The sequence below is a fragment of the Flavobacterium sp. LK-23 genome (assembly GCF_058135255.1).
The window spans coordinates 42,607-65,840 of sequence record NZ_JBYUVT010000023.1 but is presented as its reverse complement, the minus strand read 5'-3'; the positions used below and the strand labels follow the sequence as shown (position 1 = coordinate 65,840).

20 protein-coding genes are annotated in these 23,234 nt (G+C 33.5%); 15 read left to right on the top strand and 5 right to left on the bottom strand.

The window, feature by feature from the left end; genetic code table 11:
• Window positions 1–99: 99 nt before the first annotated feature.
• From AC3Y25_RS22110 to AC3Y25_RS22040, 15 genes are all read left to right on the top strand, one after another.
• Entirely contained in the window at window positions 100–279 is a 180-nt protein-coding gene (locus AC3Y25_RS22110) for a hypothetical protein (RefSeq protein ID WP_201999900.1), read from the top strand.
• A gap of 303 nt (window positions 280–582) precedes the next feature.
• On the top strand, window positions 583–1,740 hold the full coding sequence (locus AC3Y25_RS22105) for a DUF2586 domain-containing protein (protein ID WP_489904251.1): 1,158 nt from the start codon (window positions 583–585) through the stop codon (window positions 1,738–1,740).
• Window positions 1,741–1,871: 131 nt separating this feature from the next.
• Window positions 1,872–2,297: a hypothetical protein gene (locus tag AC3Y25_RS22100; RefSeq protein ID WP_248729710.1), complete on the top strand. Its 426-nt coding sequence runs from the start codon at window positions 1,872–1,874 to the stop codon at window positions 2,295–2,297.
• Window positions 2,298–2,548: 251 nt separating this feature from the next.
• Window positions 2,549–2,893 carry a hypothetical protein gene (locus AC3Y25_RS22095; RefSeq protein WP_427872498.1) on the top strand — a complete coding sequence of 115 codons (345 nt, stop codon included), beginning with the start codon at window positions 2,549–2,551 and terminating at the stop codon, window positions 2,891–2,893.
• 36 nt (window positions 2,894–2,929) lie between these two features.
• Complete coding sequence (locus AC3Y25_RS22090) at window positions 2,930–3,817, top strand: hypothetical protein (protein ID WP_489904250.1); 888 nt, start codon at window positions 2,930–2,932, stop codon at window positions 3,815–3,817.
• An 874-nt stretch (window positions 3,818–4,691) separates the two neighbouring features.
• Complete coding sequence (locus tag AC3Y25_RS22085; RefSeq protein ID WP_489904249.1) at window positions 4,692–5,174, top strand: M15 family metallopeptidase; 483 nt, start codon at window positions 4,692–4,694, stop codon at window positions 5,172–5,174.
• Window positions 5,175–5,178: 4 nt separating this feature from the next.
• Entirely contained in the window at window positions 5,179–5,643 is a 465-nt protein-coding gene (locus AC3Y25_RS22080) for a hypothetical protein (protein WP_489904248.1), read from the top strand.
• 13 nt (window positions 5,644–5,656) lie between these two features.
• The gene (locus AC3Y25_RS22075) at window positions 5,657–5,989 is read left to right on the top strand and encodes a hypothetical protein (RefSeq protein WP_489904247.1); all 333 of its coding nucleotides are present in this window, start codon (window positions 5,657–5,659) and stop codon (window positions 5,987–5,989) included.
• 222 nt (window positions 5,990–6,211) lie between these two features.
• Window positions 6,212–6,514, top strand: a complete 303-nt coding sequence (locus tag AC3Y25_RS22070; protein WP_201999883.1) for a hypothetical protein — start codon at window positions 6,212–6,214, stop codon at window positions 6,512–6,514.
• Window positions 6,501–6,803 carry a hypothetical protein gene (locus AC3Y25_RS22065; protein ID WP_201999881.1) on the top strand — a complete coding sequence of 101 codons (303 nt, stop codon included), beginning with the start codon at window positions 6,501–6,503 and terminating at the stop codon, window positions 6,801–6,803. The genes AC3Y25_RS22070 and AC3Y25_RS22065 overlap by 14 nt, the downstream gene beginning before the upstream one ends.
• A 195-nt stretch (window positions 6,804–6,998) precedes the next feature.
• Complete coding sequence (locus AC3Y25_RS22060) at window positions 6,999–8,051, top strand: hypothetical protein (protein WP_489904246.1); 1,053 nt, start codon at window positions 6,999–7,001, stop codon at window positions 8,049–8,051.
• 15 nt (window positions 8,052–8,066) lie between these two features.
• Window positions 8,067–8,729: a hypothetical protein gene (locus AC3Y25_RS22055; protein WP_489904245.1), complete on the top strand. Its 663-nt coding sequence runs from the start codon at window positions 8,067–8,069 to the stop codon at window positions 8,727–8,729.
• A 35-nt stretch (window positions 8,730–8,764) separates the two neighbouring features.
• Entirely contained in the window at window positions 8,765–11,254 is a 2,490-nt protein-coding gene (locus AC3Y25_RS22050) for a fibronectin type III domain-containing protein (protein ID WP_489904244.1), read from the top strand.
• Window positions 11,255–11,608: 354 nt separating this feature from the next.
• Window positions 11,609–12,079 carry a phage holin family protein gene (locus AC3Y25_RS22045; protein WP_489904243.1) on the top strand — a complete coding sequence of 157 codons (471 nt, stop codon included), beginning with the start codon at window positions 11,609–11,611 and terminating at the stop codon, window positions 12,077–12,079.
• A gap of 74 nt (window positions 12,080–12,153) precedes the next feature.
• Window positions 12,154–14,124 carry a hypothetical protein gene (locus AC3Y25_RS22040; RefSeq protein ID WP_489904242.1) on the top strand — a complete coding sequence of 657 codons (1,971 nt, stop codon included), beginning with the start codon at window positions 12,154–12,156 and terminating at the stop codon, window positions 14,122–14,124.
• 44 nt (window positions 14,125–14,168) lie between these two features.
• Here the strand turns inward: AC3Y25_RS22040 and AC3Y25_RS22035 are convergent, their stop codons facing one another.
• From AC3Y25_RS22035 to AC3Y25_RS22015, 5 genes are all read right to left on the bottom strand, one after another.
• Window positions 14,169–16,178 (bottom strand): protein-disulfide reductase DsbD family protein, encoded by a 2,010-nt coding sequence (locus tag AC3Y25_RS22035; RefSeq protein ID WP_489904241.1) that lies wholly within the window; start codon window positions 16,176–16,178, stop codon window positions 14,169–14,171.
• 253 nt (window positions 16,179–16,431) lie between these two features.
• Window positions 16,432–19,221, bottom strand: coding sequence for a M16 family metallopeptidase (locus AC3Y25_RS22030; protein ID WP_489904240.1), 2,790 nt, complete (start codon window positions 19,219–19,221; stop codon window positions 16,432–16,434).
• Window positions 19,222–19,311: 90 nt separating this feature from the next.
• Window positions 19,312–20,445 carry a redoxin domain-containing protein gene (locus AC3Y25_RS22025; RefSeq protein ID WP_489904239.1) on the bottom strand — a complete coding sequence of 378 codons (1,134 nt, stop codon included), beginning with the start codon at window positions 20,443–20,445 and terminating at the stop codon, window positions 19,312–19,314.
• 99 nt (window positions 20,446–20,544) lie between these two features.
• Window positions 20,545–21,750 (bottom strand): redoxin domain-containing protein, encoded by a 1,206-nt coding sequence (locus AC3Y25_RS22020; protein WP_489904238.1) that lies wholly within the window; start codon window positions 21,748–21,750, stop codon window positions 20,545–20,547.
• A gap of 66 nt (window positions 21,751–21,816) precedes the next feature.
• Window positions 21,817–23,220, bottom strand: a complete 1,404-nt coding sequence (locus AC3Y25_RS22015) for a RagB/SusD family nutrient uptake outer membrane protein (protein ID WP_489904237.1) — start codon at window positions 23,218–23,220, stop codon at window positions 21,817–21,819.
• Between the last annotated feature and the right edge of the window lie 14 nt (window positions 23,221–23,234).

Below are 23,234 nucleotides of genomic sequence, written 5' to 3'. Positions count from 1 at the left end.
CTTCAAAATATGAGTATTCCCCAGATCTCATAAAAAATTAAAATATTACAAGCCAAAAACGAACCTAAGCAAAATTAACTCCTACTATAAATACCACATATGAAAAGAAGCAGAACACTACTAGACAAAAGAAGAGATTACGTTATTAATTATCTTAACAACAATCAGGCTAAACAAATGAAAGTTGTTGTTGCCGAACTTTCTGACACTTTGTTCTTAACAGAGCGCACTATTTATACCATTATAAACGAAGGATTGGCAACAGAAGCTAAAGCTTAACCTGCTGAAACTACTGGTTTTAGCAATCACAAAAATTGTAAAAAACGATATTAAACTTTAAATTTGTACTCGATATCAAAAGCAAATTTATCTCTTGGCCAAGAGTAAAGTTCAATAAAAAACCAGTTTTGCAAATCGTCCAAAAATAGTAATTCTCCCTTTTTGGATTCCTGATTACAAATATCATTTTAAAAAAAATAAACCATTGACTATAACAAGTTTAACTACTTGCTACAGCCCCCATTTTGCCTTTTTTCAAGCAAAAACCAAAAACAAATTTTAAACATTTAAACATTTTATATTATGAGTACATTAAACGATGTAGTAATTAACAAACTATCTGGCGGATTAGGAAGAAGAACTCCAGAACAAGACATGGTTTCAGGATTACTTTTTGATGGAGAAACTACGGGAGAATTTGAAGCGGACAAGGTTGAACGTCTGGCTTCATTGGAAGATGCTAAAGAATTTGGCATTACAGAAGATAATGATCTGAATGGTCAATCTGTTTATTATCAAGTTCAGCAATTTTTCAGATTAAATCCTTCTGGTGATTTGTATATCATGAAAACAGCTGCCAATTCTTATGAAGATATTGCAGGAAAAGCTTTTGATATGCAGCAAAAAGCAAATGGAAATATTCGCCAAATGGCAATTATCTATTCTGGAGCAACCACTTTTGAGGATACTCAGGATGCAGTTGCTGTAGCGCAAACTCAAGCAGAACTTGCTTTTGCAGATTACATGCCTTTTGAAGTAATTCTTGAAGGAAAAGGTTTTGACAGAAATGACGTGCCTTCTTTAGCTGGAAAATCAGCAAATGTATCTGTTGTGGTAGCTATGGATGTTAAAAAAGCTGAGAAATATCCAAATTCGGCAGCAGTTGGATTAGCATTAGGTGCCGTTTCAAAAGCAAAAGTATCAGAAAACATTGCCTGGATTGAAAAATTCAACCTAACTGGTGAAGGTTTTTCACAAGCTGGATTTGTTGGTGGAGAAGAAATTAGAACTCTTAGCCAACTAAGAGAACTGAATGACAATAGATTCATTTTTGCAAGAACACACACAGGTTTAGCAGGTATTTATTTTAACGACAGCTCTACTTGTACGACAGATACATCAGACTTTGCTTATATCGAAAACAACCGTACAATCAACAAAGCAACTCGTTTATTGCGTACTGCCTTATTGCCAAAATTGACTTCTCCTGTTTTAGTTGACATTGATGGTAAATTACCGCAATCTGTATCAAAAAGTTTTGAAGGCTTATGCAGATCAGCTTTAGAAGGAATGGTGGCTAACCAGGAGGTTTCTGCTTTTGATGTTTATGTAGACCCAAAACAAAACATTTTAGCAACTTCTGAATTAAAAATTAAAGCAGAAATTACTCCAATTGGAACTGCTCGCAAAATTACGGTTGATTTAGGATTTAAAAATCCTTTTGGAATCGACAAAGCGTAATTTAAAATTCACAGACCATAAAAATTCACAAAATGTTATCATCCTAACTCTTTTCTTAGAAAAGCAAACAAAAACAGATGATAGCCCCTGAACGTTATCGGGATTATTAAAAAACAAACAAAAGCTACACTATGAATAAATTGCCATTAATTAACGGACAACAACACAGCTGGTCATCAATTGAAGTAAGTATTGCAGGTAATATCGTAACGGGTATTACAGCTGTAAATTACAGTGACTCGGTATCTAAAGAAAACCATTATGGAGCTGGAGACATGCCAGTACACAGAGGAAGAGGAAAATATGAGGCTAAAGCTTCTCTTACTTTATATAATTACGAAGTAGAAGCGATTTTGGCTGCTTTACCAAAAGGACAAAGATTGCAGGATATTAATCCTTTCAGCATCATTGTAAGTTATTTAGATGACAGCAATGAAGTTATCACACATACTGTAAGAAACTGCGAATTCAATTCAAACAGTAGAGGAATCAGTCAAGGAGATACTAAAATCGCTGTTTCTTTCGACTTGATCTGTTCACACATCGAGTGGAACTAATCCATTACATAAACCAACTTACCTAAACTATAAATTGTTTAAAAACCGACTCCAAAGAGAAAACCAATTTTATCATGCGTTACGCAAAAAAGAAGTTCTGAGCAACATGATTTTTGCAAGCAAACTATTTTAACCGCTCTTTAGGAGTCCGTTTTAAACAGCTTATTTACTTCAGAAGGCTGCTCTGAGCATTTTCGTCCTGAAATAAAGCTCGAGCAGCCTCTTTTTTTAAAACAAAAAAGATTTTCAACATGAAAACAGCAACACCAGAAACTACCGAAATTCTAGACGGAAATATCACCCAAGCACAATTAAACCAATGGAAATATAAGCATAAAAAAGTAGTAAAGCTTACCATTAACGATGACGACGACACTACTCTTTTTGCTTATTTCAAGAAACCAGACATGAGCATTCGTGCTGCTGTTTTGCAAGCTTCTAAAATGGATGAATTTAAGGCTTTAGAAGTCTTGTTCAAAAACTGCTATTTGGGAGGCGATGGCAAAATCGAACAAGAAGATGATTTACGTCTTAATATCACAACCGCTTTCTCAGATCATATTCAGCCTAAACCAGTTAAGGTAGAAATACTTTAAAAAAACAAACACTTTTCTTTTAAAACATCAAGCATCATGATTGTTAAAAACCATAATATAGAATTAAAAGACACCAGTGCTTCAGAAATGGCTCGGTTTAGACAAATTATGCTGAGCATTTGGCGTCAGCAGATTGAAGACGACAAAAATAGCGCAGAAATGCTTAAATATATTGAAAATTCTCAAACAAATCGGAAAGATTTGAGTCAACTAAATTTATATTCTAATGATTCTGACACAAAAGAATCAATTACACCTTTACATGTTCAAACTAATAATCTTTCTAAATTGTGGAGATACGACCGTGACACCGTTGCCTGGACAAACAGCGATATAATAAAATGGAAAAAATCGGGAAACAATGATTATTTATTTAAAAGAAAGGCAGAGTTTGTTAAGTATTATAGTGCAGTAATAAAACATGCTGCTAAAATGAATGGAATACCACCATTTTTACTAGCAGGTATTGCGTTTACAGAATTTGGAGGAAAACCTGATTGGCTAAAAAAGGGAGTTCGATCTCTTAGAGAGCTGGATTGGAGTGGACCAGATATCATAGATAGAAATCTAACAACAACAAATCATCCAGACAAAACATCTTTTGGAGACATGGCAATTCAATTAGGCAGAGCTGGCAAAGAGTTAGGTTACGAAAGCATAAATAAAACAGATAGAGACGCCATACAAGAGTCTTTATTAGATCCTGTAATTGGAATCTATATTGCTGCTATGCACGTAAAAAGGCTAAAAAATGTAGATTTTAAAAATACTCCAGTAGATAAATTAACACAAGCAGATATAGAAATTATTGCCAGCCGCTATAATAGAGGATTAGAATTGTCAAAAGAAAATATTAAGAAAGATACTTCGTACGGAAGATCAATTTACAAACATCAAAAAGAAATTAATAATGCTTTGAACTAATAATACATTAACGAGATCAGAATTAATTATTCTAAACCACCATCTTTTTTCCTAAAATTCAAAAGTTTAAAACTATTAAAAAAATCTTATTCAATATTGTTTTATATTTGACATAGTCTGTTTTATTTAACAACTTAAAAAATAACTTGCATTTTACTTTAATAACAATTATTAACCAATACTATGAAAATTTTAATACGAATATTATTTTTTGTTGGACTTTTTCTCTTTCTATTCAGCTATTTTATTGATCCCTATACTGTACACGATGGAAACGACATCGTAATTGACGCAGATGTTGTCGGATTTCTAAAATTGCTTTATGCTATCACTAGCATTATTTTTGGATGGTTATCTTATTTATTTCTTAGAACTTTTAAAAATAAAGTCTATCTGATTTTCTCCCTAATTTTATTGATAATCAATTTAATATTTTTAAGTAAAATGTTTTTGTACTTTGACAATTTTCTAGAATGAAAATAAAAGTTGATTTTTAATTTGACAGCTGTTATTAGTGCATTAAAACACTCGTTTTTCTTTCATAGAAATGGGTGTTTTTTTTTGAATTTATAGCATTTTAAAACTACAAACCAAAATAAAAAGCTTTTATTTTCCTACTGAAACTACTGATTTACAAAGTCATATTGTTTTTCAAAACCATCATTTGAACGTATCTTTACACTGTTCATAAAAGCATCTGTTTTAGCTAAAATAACAAGCTCAAAAAAGAACCTTTCACGATTTTATTTTGGAACTAATTTCAGTTTCCAAAATAATTTCAAAACACAAATTTATCTTATCTCATTATCAATTCCCTTGGTGTTTTTTAATAACCGAGAAAGTCTTCTATTCTTTAATCATTAATACATACAATATGGATCAAACAACAAAAAAACACATTGATTTGCTTCATCCCTCAGTCAGAGAAGAAGTTACCAAAATTATCGAACAATGCGATATCGCTTTGAGCGGAAGAGCAAAAGTTCGCATTACACAAGGTCTTAGAACCTTTCAAGAACAGGAAGATCTGTATGCTTTTGGCAGAACCAAACCAGGAAAAAAAGTAACTAATGCCAAAGGCGGACAATCTATTCATAATTATGGTTTTGCAGTAGATATCTGTTTGATTATAGACGGTAAAAAGGCTTCATGGGACACAGCAAAAGATTGGGACAACGATCAAATTTCGGACTGGCAGGAATGTGTAGAAATCTTTAAGAAAAATGGCTGGAATTGGGGCGGAGACTGGAAAACCTTCAAAGATCTTCCTCATTTTGATAAAAAGGGATATAGCGATTGGAAAGTGTTAAGCAAACTCAAACGAGACAGAAAGAATTATGTAATCTTATACAAATAAACCGATGAATCATTTAAAATTAAAACTTACAGCATTTTTAATCATCATTTCATTTCTATTTACTTCATGTTCTTCAACAAAAACAGCTCTTTACGACCAATACTCTTACCAAAAAACGACTGAAATAAAAGTTGAAGCTGAAAAATTAATGAGTGAAGCTACTAGTCCTTATGTGCTTCATCAAAAAGAAGTTACAATGCTGTTGCTTGAAATAGAAAAATTGGTGGAATATGAAAAAAATAAACCGAATAACGAAATCACTTTTGCAATGTGGAAGATGTTGACTGATAAAGAAAAAAATCTTTTAGCGTCATTCTTTAAACGTTGGGAAACCAAAGAAACACTATCTCCGGCTTTTCTTGAGGAATCAAAAAAACAAGTTTTAGATGCTTTTGATTTATTGATTCAATATGAAATTAAAAAAGACAAAAAATCTAAAGATGCTCTTTTAGACTTAATCAACCAATAACAGCTAGAAAATCATGGATAACGACAAATTATTAAAAGAGTTAGAAAGCAAATTAAAAACCTTAATAACCGAAAATTACAAAGAGATTAAACCTCAATTGGAGAAAGATTTAAATACATTTTTAGAAAAATCTAAAACAAAATTGGAACGTTGGCTCTTTCTTTTTTCTTCTGGAGATTTGACCGAAGAAGAGTTAGAATGGCTCTTAAAAAGTCAGTTGCATTTGGTGTCTTTACAAGGACTTCAAACTGCAGGAATATCAAAAATAAAATTGAACATGATTAAAAACAACATTATCAAAGTTATTTTAAATGTAATTATTGGGCTGATTATTCCAACTAGATAAAACGCATTAATCCTCAAATCAAAACCACAATCAATCAATTGATTTAAAACAAGTTAACACTCATTTTAACTTACTGAAACTACTGATTCCTAACCTTCAAAATCTTGTTTAAAGAGTAAGCATAGCGTATTTTTACAGTATCAAATAAAAGGAAATCTTTTGGGTATGGCGCGCAAATTCAAAAGAAAAAAATCAATTTAAATAATAACAAAATAACAACATATGAAAGATTTTATCATGGATGACGACTTGTTAATTGTAACAGATGCTTCTGGAAATGGTGATTTTGCCATTAATGTAGCAGATCAGCAAAACATCGAGCATTTACTGTTAAGTCAAAAAGGAAGTTATAAAGAGTTTCCGATACTTGGAGTAGGAATTGAAAAATACATTAACAGTCCAGATGCTACATCTAGACTAAGACTAGAAAACGAAATAGATAAACAATTATCGTATGACAACTTTTATGTAAAAACATTAGATGTCAACGATTTACAAAACATTAAAATCGATGGGAACTATTAGACCACAACAAAATCAGAACATTTTAGACATCTCTTTGCAAGAGTATGGAAGCATAGAAACGGTATTTGATCTTTTAGAAGACAATGACCAGTTTAATCTTACTGAAGATATTTCGGTATATGAGGATTTAAAAGTCGGCAGAGAAGCTTTTAAAAAAGATATTGTAGAATATTATACTTCTCGAAACTTAAAACCCGCAACCGAACTTACTGAAGAAGAACAATTTCTACTAGATAATTTCTCTGGAATTGATTATATGATTATTGAAGATGATTTTATCATTTACTAAAGCTTTCTTCTCATTTATCGAAATTATTCACTTTGGAATAATTAACCTTACCTGAATTCTACAATTCTATCTGCTTTTACAAAGCTCTGAAAAGAAAACTACAGCTCTGTAGTATACATAACAAAAACATAAAAACCCTAATTATAAGCATATTACATATGTCTTACAGGCTAATCTATATCTAAAAATAAAAATATGGCACGTACAATTGCTGAAATACAGAAAGAAATTCTGGACGAAAAAGATAATTACGATTCTCTAAGCGGCTTAACAGATTCAAAAACTGCGATTTGGAAACTTTGGACCAACATAGTGGCTACTGCGATTTGGATTCATGAAAAAATAGTAGAAAAAAATGCTCTGGTCTCGAGACCTCATACTTTAAACTGGTACAGAGAACAAGCATTAAATTTTCATTATGGCGCTCCTTTAAATTCAGAGTCGAGCAACAGAATATCTCTTACGTGGCAAAACGGTTCCTATCAATTTGACACCACAGGTCTTACCGAATCGGAGATTGAAGAATCTAAAATTATAAAACATTGCGCTGTAAGCGAAATTGATCTTGAAACAGTTCTTAAACCTGAATCAAAAATTGAAGAAATATTCTCTGATTATTTTCATAATAAAGTTGGAGTTGTTTTTATTAAAGTTGCCACTGTAAAAGACAAAAAAATCTCTAGAATTGATGTTCCTAATGAACTTTTTGCATTTAAGGAATACATTGCTAAGATAAAAGATGCAGGAAATCAGGTTTATATCAGTTCTGATCAAGGTGACATCTTAAAATTAAGCCTGAATGTTTATGTTGATCCTTTGAGCATTTATATCAATCCGCAAGATATTGAATATTATCAGTCAAAACTTTTAAATGGCTCAAACGAAAATTCTATTATGCCATTAGCCGCGTACAAGCTTGACCCAAAGAATGGTTCATTGATATCAAATAGCGATGCATTTCCTGTGTTAGATGCCATTACAGACCATTTAAAAAACATCGAATTTAATGGAGCTTTCGTTAAAACGTATTTAATTGATGCTGTTCAAAAAGCACAAGGAGTTAAGATTCCAATTTTAACAAAAGTTCAAACTGGTGCCGCAACAAATCCGAGTGATCAGCCAAATCCATCACTTCCAGATGTGACCAAAATTGAATATTTCATTCCAAGAGCAGGCTATTTTGATATGGACACTCTTCAGATTGAGGTAAACTATATTCCTTATACATTTTATCGAGATAAACAATAGTCTAATTTATATACAATGAATAAATACACCATTTTGAAATGGGAAAAGCTATTATTATGGCTCATTCCGCCTATCCTTAGAAAGCGCACACACGCACAATGGCTACATGTTTTACTTGCTCCTATTCGTTCGATTTACGAAGAAACGCTTTATAAAATGCAGCATACAGGACAAATAATTTATTTAGAAAAGGTTTTGAATGATGCTTTCAATCCCTATACAAATTACGATCCTAACTTAAGCACAGAACAGAAGCGATTAAACGGGCTAATCTATATTGATGAATCTGTAAAACCTACTTTGCAATATGTATATCTCCATAAAGAATATTACGAACCTGATTTCAATTTGCCAGGCGGTGGTATAAAAAAAGGCGAATTATTGATTCCTCAACTGGAAGTATACACACATGATGAATACAAAAACGGATATAAAAAACCAGTTTATCTAGCTCAACGAAAAGATTACACAACAATCGCTTACGCCAACTTCAGAGTCTTTATCCCCGAAAGTTTAATACTAAATGGAGATATCATTATTCAGTCCAACGGAAATAGTCCTCAATCGTCATCGGCAGCAATCAAAATTGCAAACATTGAATATCATAACCTCTTAAACTTCTATAAACTAGCTGGTAAAAGTTATGAAAGCTACGCTTATTCGTCAAGTTTAAATTAATAGCACCAAAACAATATACACTTAAATTAATAAAAATGAAACAAATAAATTTTAGTAATCCTGGTGGATTTCCGCTTGAGCAGGAAACTTTAGAAAGACTTCAAGCAGCTTATAGATCAGAGCTGTATGATGCTTTAAAAAGACATTTAAGTATTAATCCCGGTCAGAATTGCATAATTGCTCATGCAACAGACCAAGCAAAAGGTTGGGCAGTTATTCACCAGCAAGATCCTGTAAAACCAGAAAATACGGTCGGAATCTTATATCCTATTGCAATTGGCACTCAAATGAGTTACTTAAAAAGTATCTGTACCGAAACAAGTTTAGTCTATGGAACTGGAGAATCTCAAACAGCTTATTATGATTATGAGGCAGAATATAGTTCCAACAAATATGATGATACTATTATTGTTTCTGAAAATGGCGAAGTGCAAACCATCAGATATTATGATTTAGGAAATTTTGAAACGATTACTGATATTAAAACAATTGATGAAATTTTAAAATCTATTCAATCTAATATTGATGCAATTGAAGGAGATGTAAATAACATTAAATCAGACATCAATCTTATCAATCAATCTTATCTTCCAATCAATGGTTCAAAAGCGATGGAAGGAGATTTGAATTTGGGCCTTTATCACTTATCAAAATTAGACACCAAACAAAACTCGCAAGCAAATGTGAGAGCAAGGGATTTCAGGTTTGGTTCAAGTGATGGAAGAGGAAGATTTTATTCTGGAGATTATTTAGGAAGAGCTTTAGTAGATGATAATACATCGGCTTCCACTACTCTGAATTTAAATTATGAGTCAGACTGGCAAAATACTTCTATTGGCGGAAAACTATATTTAGATAATTTAAAAGCAATCACAGAAAATTACAAGGCTCCTGATAGTACTGAGAATTCCTTATTAGTACTAGATACAGCTAATCAAGTTATTAAAAGTAATAACTTATTAAGTTCATTGCTTGATAGAATCACTAAACTTGAAGATCAAAAATCTACCGCAGTGCCAATCGGAATGGTGGCAATTTGGGGAAAACCAGCGCCATTTCCTGAAGGCTGGGAAGAATATGTGCCTCTTTCAGGAAAAATGCCTGTTGGTTTATTTAATCCATCTCCAGAAATACGAACTGTTCAAATTGGTCAAAAAAATTATTATCAAAATTTAACTTTTTACTATAACGAAAATGGTGATTTAATATGGCCTTTTGAAACACTAGGAGATGAAGGTGGCCATGTCGCAAAAAATCTGAATGTTGATGAAATGCCTAAACATAGCCACGGATTAGGCCTTGGAACAGGTGGAGCTAATGCTGATGGTGGTAGTGACTTTGTAAAAAATAGTACCACAGGAACTACATTTACTACAAAAGAAGCTGGTATAGGAAAAGCTTTTCCTCTTATGAGTCCATATAGAGTCGTTCAGTTTATTGAATACACAGGGCGTCCAAGTGATAAAACACCGCCAACACCACCAACTCTAAGTGTGTCCACTATAGGTTCTACAGAGGTAACTTTAAACTGGACAGCATCAAGTGATGAATATGGCGTTACTGATTATATCGTATACGGAAATGCTAATTCGCCAATTTCAGTAGGTAATGTCTTTACTCGAACTATTTATGGATTAAATCCTGGGACACAATATACCTTTTATGTCGTAGCAAAAGATGATGCAGGAAATACATCAGCGCAAAGCAATACAGTAAGCATCACTACATCAGTAATAGTTGCACCAACTATACCTCAAAACGTAACATGTTATTTACAGGACAGAAATGAAATAATGGTTCAGTGGGATAGCTCTACTAATAATGGTGGATCTACTATTTATTATGAAATATGGAGGAGAGTAAATAATGGAACTTTTAACAAACTCCCTACTTCAGTTACTAATAATTATTATAGTGACACTGGTTTATTATACAATACCACATATACTTATTATATAATCGCCAAAGATGCTGCTAACAATCGATCAGATATGTCTGATTACGCTTCAGAAACAACAGAAACTACTTCTTGTTTCGATGTTGAATCTTTAGTAACAATGGCATCAGGCCAATCTAAAAAATTGAAAAATGTTATAGTTGGAGACAAACTGCAAGGATTGACTTTTCCTAACGAAATTGATGAATCTGAGGGAGATTATATGTTGTGGAATGGATTATTAAGTGAAGCTTCTAGAGCAGAAGTAACAGTAGTTAACAAAATAACAAGCATCCAACCAGATTATTATGAAATTAAGACAGAAGATGCTACGATAAAGGCTACTGGCCAACATCCTTTACTAGTTACTGAAGATGGTGAAAACCTGAAATGGGTATGTATAAAAGATATCGTGCAAAGCATGTTATTAATAGATAAAACCGGAAAAACAAAAGTTATCGAATCAATCATTTTCAAAGAAGAACCTTTAGAAGTAGCGCTTTTAGATGTAGAAACTGTAGATAATTATGTTATTTCAGGAATTGTCGCTCATAACAATAAACCATTAGATCCGCCAACAAATCCATAATCTTAATAACAAAAATGGAAATCATTTGGGGTTTTGAACCCCAAATGATTATTCTACAAAATATTCTACAAAATGGACCCAACTTTTACTTGCATCGATTTGTTCTTTAGGATTTTCCCTTCTTTGTTTTATATATCCCGGTTTAAGATAAATCAGACTTTTAAATATCTGAGAAAATTTAGCTTAACAAATGACAGTTTAATAATGCCTTGCTCTACAAATCACTTTGGCATCGTTAGAAAAACCACAATCAACAACTTATGAAAAAACGAGAAAAACAATGCATTATCAATGAAAGCATTGATTTTGATCCTACTTAAAATTCTTTAATAAAAGACCAAAAAACAAAAAACTATGATGCCTAAAATCTCAGAATATTCAAATGAACTAAAATTATTCCTTTATGGAATTTTTATGTACTTAGAAATGGATGTAGAAATTGTTAAAATACTTTTTTACTTAATGGTGATGGATACTTTTCTGGGCATAATTAAAACCATAGTATTAAACAATTCCTTTAGCTTTAAAAAATTAGCTTTAGGATTTGTATCCAAATTAGCCGTTTTACTAATCCCAACCGCTTTAGCATTAATGAGCAAAGGACTTAACTATAACTTTAAATGGTTTGTCACCATTGTCATGGATTTACTAATTGTTAGTGATGGAATTTCAATCATCAGCAATATAATTGCGATAAAAACCAAAAAAGAAGTTGAAAATTTCGATGCCATGACACTAATTCTTAAATCCATAAGAAGCAGATTAATCCAGTTATTTAAAAAATTCCTCATTACTATAGATCCTAAATATCATATGGAAAAATAACTCCTGCAAACACATTATTCTTAATTGCCAAATGCCAATCAACTTAAATTATATCAATTTAAAAAACAATCAAAATGACAAAAAACAATAGTAATAAAACTCTCGAAAAAGAGTCTAAACAAGTCGCAAAACCTAAAAATCAAATAATTAATAAACCGCTAAAGTTAGAAACCGTAAATGAAGGCAGTAATGAAGACGATGTACTTGTACGAGGCACTGATAAGACAATAAAATTTGTGTCAAGAAGCGAGTTTGAGACACCAGGAGATTCTAAGGATTTACAAACTATCCTAACTAACGGAAACAAGTCTGATCTTGGGTTTGAACTAGAATCAACACCAGAAAGTGACTCTCCGCCTAAGATAATTATAAAAACAGGAGGATTTCCTGAATACAATAACGAAGCAATTATTGAACCTTCGGCTATATCTGTAAAATTTAAAGGGGCAGGTAACGTAAATAATGAAGAGACTACTATTTATCAAAATGGGATTAATCTATCACACTGGGTTTCAGAATGGGAATCATGGCAAAGTATAGCCAGTCTAGTCACAACGATTGATTCAGATAATAAGAAGTATAGCGTTTTAATTTTGGGAAAAGATGGTGGTGCAGGAGCACAACTTATGCAGAATCCTTTAGAGGTAAATTCAGATACTTACTATTTTCCTTTATCAGATTTAGACATAGAGCCTAGAACCCTGGTTACCTCAGTTAATGGTGCGAAGGCTGATGCAAATGGTAATGTAGAAATTTCCACTGGAGGATCAACACCTACGTTTGACCAAATTTTAGGTGCAGGATTTACAGCTACTGATAAGGCCACTGTCTGGCGATACTCTCCAGAAGGCGGAGCTGGTCAGATAGGAGCATCAGCAATTGGCCCTATGCTAATCCAGACACAGGATCAGACGCATGCGCCAGATTTAGTAGCAACTTCTTCTATATCACCACACGAAATAAGCATTATTGACGGAATGAATAATGATTTTTCAAACATTTTGAGAGTTAACAGCTTATCTTTTAGAAATAGAGCTGGAGCTGACGGAACAGGTCATGCAAATACGTTTTCTTTTAACCATGCTCAGGACAATTCTTTAACTGAATCTTTTGACACAAAGGTCACTCTTCCTCAAAATAACGGAGACCATTTCCTTCCTTTGACAGTCAATGGCATAGGTGCAGACAAAACAGGAAATATTTCAGTATCCGGCATAGGAAGTCAAGGTTTAGAAGATATTTTAAAAAATAATGGTGAAGCTTTCTTAGAAGATGGAACTTGTGAAACAGATATTCTTTTGTATGCAAAGAATGACACATCAAAAGTAGTTTTATCTGGTGCGAAAGGCAGCGATGTAACTACATTTTCTATCGATAATGGTGTTTTTTCTCTAAGAAATAAACAAACCGGCTTTGGATATAATACCTTGAAGTTTGATACAGCTCACTCATCTTCTAATGTAAACATACTTATTCCTTCAAAAAATTCGGCAGGTGATTATAAATTGGCTACAGAAGACCAAATAAATCTACAAAAAATTGTTGAAAATGGAACAAAATACACCGATCAATATGGAAACAAGATAGAATTTCGTGAGGGTTTTGCTGGTTACAACTCAACATTAAGTTTTTATCCTACAGGTGTAATAATTTCTGGAATAAAAAATGGAAAACAGTTTGGTGCTTCATTAAGTAACGATTACGTAGGTGCTTCATATGAAGACAAACAAATACAATTAATTCCCTCTGAAGCTGCTATCTATATTCAAGCTTCTTATTCTGCTTCAGCTAAAATTAGAACCAATACCTTAACTGCAGATCGAAATTATCAGCTTCCTGACAAAAATGGTACAATTGCTTTAACTAGTGATATTGCGACTAATAATCCCAATACTGTACCATTATCACTAAGTTACTTAAATACAAGTTATCCAAATGCAGGAATTGGTTTTAGAGTTCATTGCACCGGAATATCAGGAGGAGGATTAATTTATGAAAAAGCCGAAAGTGGTTGGGTTCAATACTCCGTAACTAAAGTTAACTAAAACAAAAACCTCCAAATTCGAATTGATTTTGGAGGTTTTTTTATTTACTTCTTAAAGTTCTTAATTCCGATTTGAAGCCAATTGAAATACTCCTCAATATTCGGATTATAAGCTGACGGCTCTGTCAAATTCGCGCTACTATGATCTACAATGACATAAAACGGCTGTGCATTTGCTTTGTAGGTTTTAATCTGTAAATCGCTCCATTTATTACCAATGGTTTTAATCTTTTTTCCTGTTGTTTCAGAAACATATTGTTCGTTTTCTGGAAGCTCTTTTTTATCGTCTACATAAAGCGAAATCAAAACCACATCATTGTTCAGAACTCCAAGAACTTTAGGATCTGACCAAACCAATTCTTCCATTTTTCGGCAGTTTACGCAGGCATATCCTGTAAAATCTAGTAAAACCGGTTTTCCGACTTTTTTAGCATATTCCATTCCTTTATCATAATCATGAAAAGTGATGATATTTTGCGGTCCATGCTCTGCTCCTTCTGGCAACGAACCTGTAATTTTTAACTCGGAATTGCCCGAAACTCCAAGTCCGTTTGGAGATTCGCTGTATTGCATTGGAGGCGGGAATCCGCTAATTAATTTCAAGGGGGCTCCCCAAAGTCCAGGAATGAGATAAATCGTGAAACTTAAAACGATTAATCCGAAGCCTAATCGTCCAACAGATATATGGTTCAAAGGAGAATCATGCGACAACGTAATTTTTCCAAACAAATAAAAAGCCAGCATCCCGAAAACGGCAATCCAAATCGCTAAGAAAACTTCTCTTTCTAGCCAATGCAATTGCAGAACCAAATCGGCATTTGATAAAAATTTAAAAGCCAAAGCCAATTCCAGAAATCCTAAAACCACTTTTACGGTATTCAGCCATCCGCCCGATTTTGGCAATGCATTTAACCAGCCTGGAAAAGCAGCAAATAATGAAAACGGCAATGCAATGGCAATCGAAAATCCTAACATTCCCACAATTGGGGCGATTCCGCCTTTTGAAGCCGCTTCAACCAATAAAGTGCCTACGATTGGTCCCGTACACGAAAATGAAACAATGGCCAAAGCCAAAGCCATGAAGAAAATCCCTATCAGTCCTCCTCTATCGGCTTGCGAATCTACTTTGTTGGCTAATGAGCTTGGCAATACAATTTCGAAAGCACCCAAAAATGAACAGGCAAAAACGACCAATAAAATAAAAAATATTAAATTAAACCAAACGTTTGTCGAAAGTGCATTTAGCGAATCGGCACCAAAAACTGCAGTTACAATTGATCCCAACAAAACATAAATAATTACGATTGAAATTCCGTAAATCATGGCGTTTCTAATTCCGGCTGCTTTCGTTTTACTTTGTTTCGTAAAATAACTCACCGTCATCGGAATCATTGGAAAAACACAAGGCGTTAGCAAAGCTGCAAATCCAGATAAAAAAGCTAAAATAAAAATAGTCAGCAATCCTCTCGATTCCGTTTTCTTTGGTGAACTGGTAATTTCTTCTTTTGATTTTTTTTCTTCTGTCTGAGAAACCGATTTTTCTTCTTCAATTACAGAATCTTTTTTCACGATTGAATTTTCTTCGGCTGAAGCCAATTTCTTTTCACTCGGCATTTTAAACGTTAATTCTTCTGTAGACGGCGGCAAACAGTTACTGTCATCGCAAACCATAAAATCGACTTCGGCAGAAATATTCGAAACATCATCTGAAATGAATTTAATTTTTTGAGTGAAAAGCGCTTTATCTTCAAAATATTTAATTTTCATATCGAAGATTTTATCGACTGTTTCATGTCCTTTATCCTCAGTTGTTTTTCCGATTAATTCGATTTTTTTCGGCTGATTTTTAAAGGTAAAAGCCGTTGGCGAAGGTCCGCCTTCTTCAATATATTGTCCGTATAAATGCCAGCCCGATTGTATTTTCGCCTGTGCTTTTAAAAGAAATTCTTTATCTGAAATTTTTTCTACAGTTGTCGTCCATTTTACCGGATTGTACATTTGTCCGAACATGGAAACTGAGAGCAATAACAGGAATATAATTATGGTATTTCTCATTGTTTTTTGATTAGATTTTTGAAAAAAAAGAGCTGTTGGCAAACAGCTCTTTTGGTCTTTCACAGAAAATGGCTTACTAATTCAGATTCTAAAATGAAATAATGAAAGACGAACTATTAAAATTTTAGATTTTAGATTTTGTCGCAGTATAACTTTGTCGCAGTATAACTTTGTCAAAGTTTAAAACTTTGACAAAGTTGAACTATCTACACCGTAAACTGAGACTGTAAACTGAAACTGAACACTAAAAAAACTACTTCAACGGATTCCCGTCTTTATCAAGAGAACCCGATTTAATGATAATCATTTTATCCAACTGAATATATTTTTTAATCGCATCATTTACTTGTTGTAAAGTTGCTTTATCAATATCTTTTGGATACTGATCGATGTAATTTGGATCTAAACCTCTTTCGATAAAACTTAAAATAGTTCTCGCCATTCCGTTTGTGGTTGACATTCCTACTTTAAAACTTCCGATTAAGTTGGTTTTCTTATTTTCTAATTCTTCTACTGTGATTCCGTTTTTTACCCATTTATCAACCTGAACCATTGTCGCATCAAGACCTTTTTGGAATAAATTTGGATTGAAAGAAGCGTTTACAAACCAGTAACCTCCTGTTTCGATATTTCCGCCTAAACCAGAAGAAATGTTATAGGTTAAACCGTCATTATCACGAACAGTCTGCATTAAACGTCCAGCAAAACCAGCCCCTAAAGTATAGTTACCAATAAAAAACGGAATATAATCGGCATCGGCTCTTTTTAAACCCGTAAACTGCCCGACGAATAATTCTGCACTTGGTTTTTCAGGAATTGTAACCACTTCTGTTTTTGATGGAGATTTTGCAGCTTCTTCAAATTTTAATTTTTCAGTAACTCCCCCATTCCAATTTTTAAATGATTTTTTTAGAGAAGCATTTAGATTCGCTCCATCGGTGTCACCCACAATTACCAAACGCATAGATGCCGTACCAAAATATTTTTTGTGAAAAGCTTTCACTTCATCCAAAGTTGCATTTTTGATATTCGCAATATTGTCTTCTACGTTCAAACTGTAATTTGGATTTCCTTTTGGATAAATTGCCTGAGATAAAGCAATGCTTCCTCTTTCGCCTGGATCATTCAAATCCTGCTGCGTATTTCCAATAAATTGCTGTTTTAAATTTTCGAATTCTTTAGCATCAAACAACGGATTTCTTAATTCTTCTGCCAATAAAGCAATTACCTGATCTAAGTCTTTTTTCAAACATTTAAATCCGATATTAATTTTGAAACTTGAAGCATTTACATTTAATGAAACTCCTAGTTTTTGAAGTTTTTCAGAAAATTTAAACTTGTCATTCAAAGTTGTTCCTTTTGATAACATTGAGGCTGTTAATGCTGGAATTACATCATTTTTCGTTTCACTGGCATAATTCCCTAACGAAATGCTAGCCGCAACCGTAACGAAATCTTTTGCTGATGTTTTTACCGAAACCACATCAATTCCAGATACTTTTTCTCTTTTAAAAGCTGAAGCTGATTTTTCGATTAAAGTTTCTGCAGAAACTAATTCTTCTGTTGTGTTTTTTGTTGAAGTTGGAACAGATGAAGCTTCTTGGTGAATATGTCCTTCTTCTGAATGTCTGTAATAAAACGGACCATTTTCTGCCATATAATTACTGGCTTTTGCCGTATCATTATTTTGATTACCAGCTTGTTTCGGAATAAAATATCCTGTTGTACTTTGGTCATCAACTAAATATTTTTGAGCCACACGCAAAACATCTGCTGGAGTTACTTTTTTCAACCTATCAACTCCTGTAATATAATCTGTCCAGTCGCCAGAAGCGATTGCTTCGTTTAATGCTGATGCAATTACTCCAGAACCATCACGTGCTAAAATAGTTTGTGCGCTGATTTTTGCTACAACTCTATTTACTTCGTCCTGAGTTACGCCTTCCTTCTGAATTTTAGCCACAACTTCACCGATTTTAGCATCGATATCTTCGTGTTTTGAAGTTGTCGGAAAACCAACGCCAATTGTAAAAAGTCCGACTTCTTTAAAGTTTGTTGCACTTGCGTAAGAATAAATTCCTAAACGAGTATCAACAAATGTTTTGTTTAAAATAGCAGTCGGCCCAACGCCAATAATCTGAGCTAAAATATTCAGGGCTGGAAGATCTTCGTGTAAAGCTCCCGGAATTTTATACGCTTTGTTCACAACGCCTAATTCTCCAGGTTTTTTAACTGTAATTTTGCGTGCTCCATATTGCTGAGGTTCTTGTGTATATGGCTGCGGCATTGCGTTTGGTGCTTTTGTAATTTTACCGAAATACTTTTCGATCAATTCAAAAACATTCTCTTTTTTGAAATCCCCAATAATGGTTAAAGTTGCATTATCTGGCCAATAATACGTATTATAGAAATTTCTCAATACTTCAATTGGAGCGTTTTCAATATCCGATTTCCATCCAATTGTCGAATGATGATACGGATGTGCAATATAAGCCGCTGCCCAAATTTCTTTATCTAATAAACTATTCGGATTGTTTTCTCCACGCTCAAATTCGTTGCGCACAACCGTCATTTCTGCTTCTTTATCTTCTTTCAACAATAAAGAATTACGCATTCTGTCGGCTTCGATTTGAAGCGCTAATTCGATTTTATCACTTGGCAGCGTCTCAAAATAATTCGTACGATCGTACCAAGTTGTAGCATTTAACTGTGCTCCTGTATTTTGCAGAAGATCAGTAATTGTGTTTCCATTTTTCTTATTGAAAGATGGAGTTCCTTTAAACATTAAATGTTCTAAAAGGTGAGTCGATCCTGTGTTTCCTAAAACCTCATGTTTAGATCCTACGCGATATACAATTTGTACCGTTGCAACTGGAGAAGCATTGTCCTGCAAAAGCAAAACATTCATTCCGTTTGGCTGGTATAAATATTCTTCGATTCCACCTAATTCTTTTATTTTCTTGAAGTTAACCGATTTGTTCTGCGCTGAAATTAGGGCGCAGAAAGCTAATGAGCAATAGCCCAGAAAGATGTATTTTTTCATTTTTTTGTTGATATTATTTTTGGAGTGTTCAGTTTTCAGTCGCAGTTTACAGTTTTCACTGAGACTGTAAACTGCGACTGAAAACTAACTTTATGATTTACTAAAAATTTCTTTCAATTTAGATTGAAGTTCTGCTTCTCTAAGATTTTTAGCAACGATTTTTCCGTCAGGTCCAATTAAGTAGTTGGTTGGAACCATTTTTACACCGTATAGAACAGCCGCTTCATTTTGCCATCCTTTTAAATCAGAAACATGCGTCCAAGTTAGGCCGTCTTTCTCAATTGCTTTTTCCCAAAGTTTCTTTTTATCGTCCAATGAAACTCCCAAAACATCAAACCCTTTATCATGATACGTTTTGTAGGCCACAACTACATTTGGATTTTCTTTTCGGCATGGACCGCACCAGCTTGCCCAGAAATCTACCAAAACATATTTGCCTTTGTAATCTGATAATTTTACCACTTTTCCGTTGATATCGGTTTGAGAAAATTCTGGTGCCGCAACACCAATAGCTGTTTTTTCGTTAAGATCAATTGAAGCTTTTAATTTTTTTCCGTAGAATGATTTCTGAACTTCTGGAGATAAAACGGCATAATATTCTTTTACTTTTTCTGGAGTTCCATAAGACACAATTCGGTCTTCAATTACTAATGCTCCTCCTAAATTGTCTTTGTTTTTTCTAATGAATTTATCTGTCAAATCATCCGCGAAAGCGCCAAGATCTTTCCATTTTTTATCCATCATAGTTTGCTGTTCTGGAGTTAATTTTACTTTTCCTCCTTGGGTTAGCGAATCAGATAATTTGTAAATAGGACCTGCAATTGCTTGTATTTTTTTGAATTCGTTATCGTAGTACGATTTGTAGAATCCGTTTTGTGTAGCTCCAGTTACTTTAGCCTTAAAAACCGAATCTTTTTTTGCTTCAATCGTAATATCTTCATTATCTAAAAGAAAATACGCGCCGTACTCTTGCCCTTTAATTTTAATGGTATGAAATAACGGTTCTACTGTTTTTCCTGTAAAAGTAAATACACCTTCTTTTACCTCAGCAGAATCGATTATTTTTTTATCTCCTTTTTCGTCTGCATATTCCAGATAAACCATTCCTTTATCTAATCCTGCAATTTTTCCATTAATTTTAAATCCTTCTTTCTTTTCACAAGAAGTAAATGCAGTCGCAATTGCTAATGCGAATAGGCTAGATTTTAATACTGTGCTTTTCATGTTATATTTTTTATTTGTTAGATTGCGATGTTTTTTTGGGGTTTCAGTCACAGTTTACTGTTTTCGCTGAAACTGAGATTGAATACTGCGACTAAAAATTTAAGATTTCAAAAGCTCTTTTAATTTCGCTTCCAATTCTGCACCTCTTAAATTGTCACCGATAATTACCCCTTTACTGTCTACTAAATAAGTTGCCGGAATTGCTTTTACATTAAATGCTTTACTTACTTTATCATCGTCTAAAAGATTGTGCCACTGCATATTTTCTTGTCCAAGTGCTTTCTGCCAAGCTTTTTCGTCTTTATCAATTGAAACACTTAAAATTTCAAATCCTTTAGGTCCATATTCAGCGTAAGCTGTTTTTAAGTTCGGAATTTCTTTTCGGCATGGACCACACCATGAAGCCCAAAAATCGACCAAAATGTATTTTTTTCCAGCTACAATATCTTTTGCGCTAGATGGTTTTCCATCTTTATCTTTTAAACTGAAATTGGCAATGCTTGTTCCTATTAAAGATTTCGGATTCAAATCTTTATCTAAAATCTGTCCGTAGTAGCTTTTCTTTGCTGCTTCAGAAAACTGATCGTACAAAGGTTTTTGCTCTGGTGTGAAATAACTAAAGTTGGTCATCATGAAAAATGGTCCCCACCAAGTGTTTTTATGTTTTGAGATAACCTCTAATGTTGTTTTTTCTACTTTCGTAAAAAATGCTTTTTCATCATCTTCAAATTTTTTCCAAACTGGAAGATTTTGAAGTGAGTCTACCGCTTTTGTGTTTTTATCACGTCTTGCGGCACCGATTAATTTACTTAATTCGTCTGAATCTTTGGTATGATAAGCTGCATAGTCTTTTTCGAGTTCCTCTCTAAACGCAGTTTCTTTTTTATAATAATCATTTGATTTAGAACCTGTAACCACTACATCTTTAAAAGAAATTCTCTCTCCTTCTTGATCTGAAACCGAACCAGCTGCTGTAATTTTTATTTTTGAATTTTCGACCATTACAGAAATATTTCCTTTGTTTTTACCAAAGACAACATAGAAAAAACGCGGTTCATTTAATTTTCCTGCAAAAGTAAATTTCCCGTCTTTTAAAGTTGTTTCAGCAACTGGCAGTTCAGAAGAATGTGTAGCTCCGGGAATCAATTTTACCTCAGTTCCGTCTGCTAAACCTGTTATTGTTCCTTCAATTGTATAAGAAGAAACTGGTGTTGAGGTTGCTTTTTTCTTTTGTGCTTGAATGTTGATGGAAACCATAAACAGGCACAGATAGAATGCTACTATTTTATTTTGAATTTCTTTCATTTTTGATTGATATTTTTAGAAAAAGCTTCCCTTTCGGGAAAATCTAATCGGGAAGCTTTTATATTATTATTTATCTACATTTTGTGTAATGGTTCCGTTTCCTGGATTTTGCGTTGCTCCTTGTGGGAAAGGTGATGTCCATAAATGAGAATCAGATTTTAATGTGTACGTAATTCCATTTACGACTTTAGTAAAACTAACTTTGTAAATTCCTTCTGCATTTAAACGGCGTGCATCTGCATAAGGAGTAAGCGTTTGCAGCAATTCATTACTTTTTGTTTTGTAAATAGCGTTCAAAGCAGTTGCTTTATCTGTAGTTGAAATATCCTGATAAGATGCTGGAAGAATACGAGTTTTACGAACCGTATTTAAAATAGCCAATGCTTCAGTAATTTTATTATCACGTGCCAGACATTCCGCCTTAATTAAATAAACCTCAACAGTTGTAAGTCCACCAAAATTGTACATTCCTGACAATATCGAATAGTAATACGTATCTGCTCCAACGGTTCTTACCTTCCAACGAGATTTTAATCGTGCATCTCCCGTTTCAAAACGCGCTGCTCTTTCTACTGGTATGCTTGGCTCTCTCCCTAATGAACGGCTTGAACCATGTCTAAAAATATAGTTTTCAACATTATTATATCCCATTGGCGAAACTGCTGTTGTGTATGAATTTGGCACATCTATAATGGCTTTATTTGCTTCATAGAAAGCTACCCAGTCAAAGAGTTTATTATTTTCTGCTAATGCCAAATCAGCATATTTTAAAGCCTCTGTATAATTATTCATCTGTAAATAAACTCTTGAATAAAAAGCGTAACCTGCTCCTAAATTAGGATGCAAAGCGGTTTGAGCAACCTTTGGCAAATAAGGCAATGCTTCTTTAATGTCATTTAGAATAAAATCATACATTTCCTGAATGGTTACTTGTTTACTTGGCGCATTAATATTGGCACTTGTAATTAACGGAACTGATAATTTTGTTGCCGCTGTAGAAGCTACATAAGTATCTGCATAAAAATTAGTCACATAAAAAAAGTTCATAGCACGCATTATTTTTGCTTGTGCCCAAACTGTTCTCTGTTCTTGCTCAGTCGCTTTAGTGGCCGAAAGTGCATTTTCAATAATTAAATTAAAAGCCGAAATTCCGCTATAAGTGGTGTAATAGGTAGATTCATCTGAGACTTTCAATGCAATACGATCTGCATTTTCGTCCCACATATAATTGGCATTATACAACCTATTACTTGTAAGCGTAGCAGCCGTTACAAATTGATCATTTAGCAAATGTGTAGCTCCCAAGATATCTAATCTTGTATTGTATTCGTCACGCAAAAAAGCTTCATAATCTGCTAATGTTTCAGGCGATTTTGCTCCTTTTGGCACATCGTTCAAGTAATCATCGCAAGATGCTAAAGTCAATCCTAAAGCCAATAAGCACGCTACTTTTTTATATATATTTTTCATCGTCTAGTCTTTAT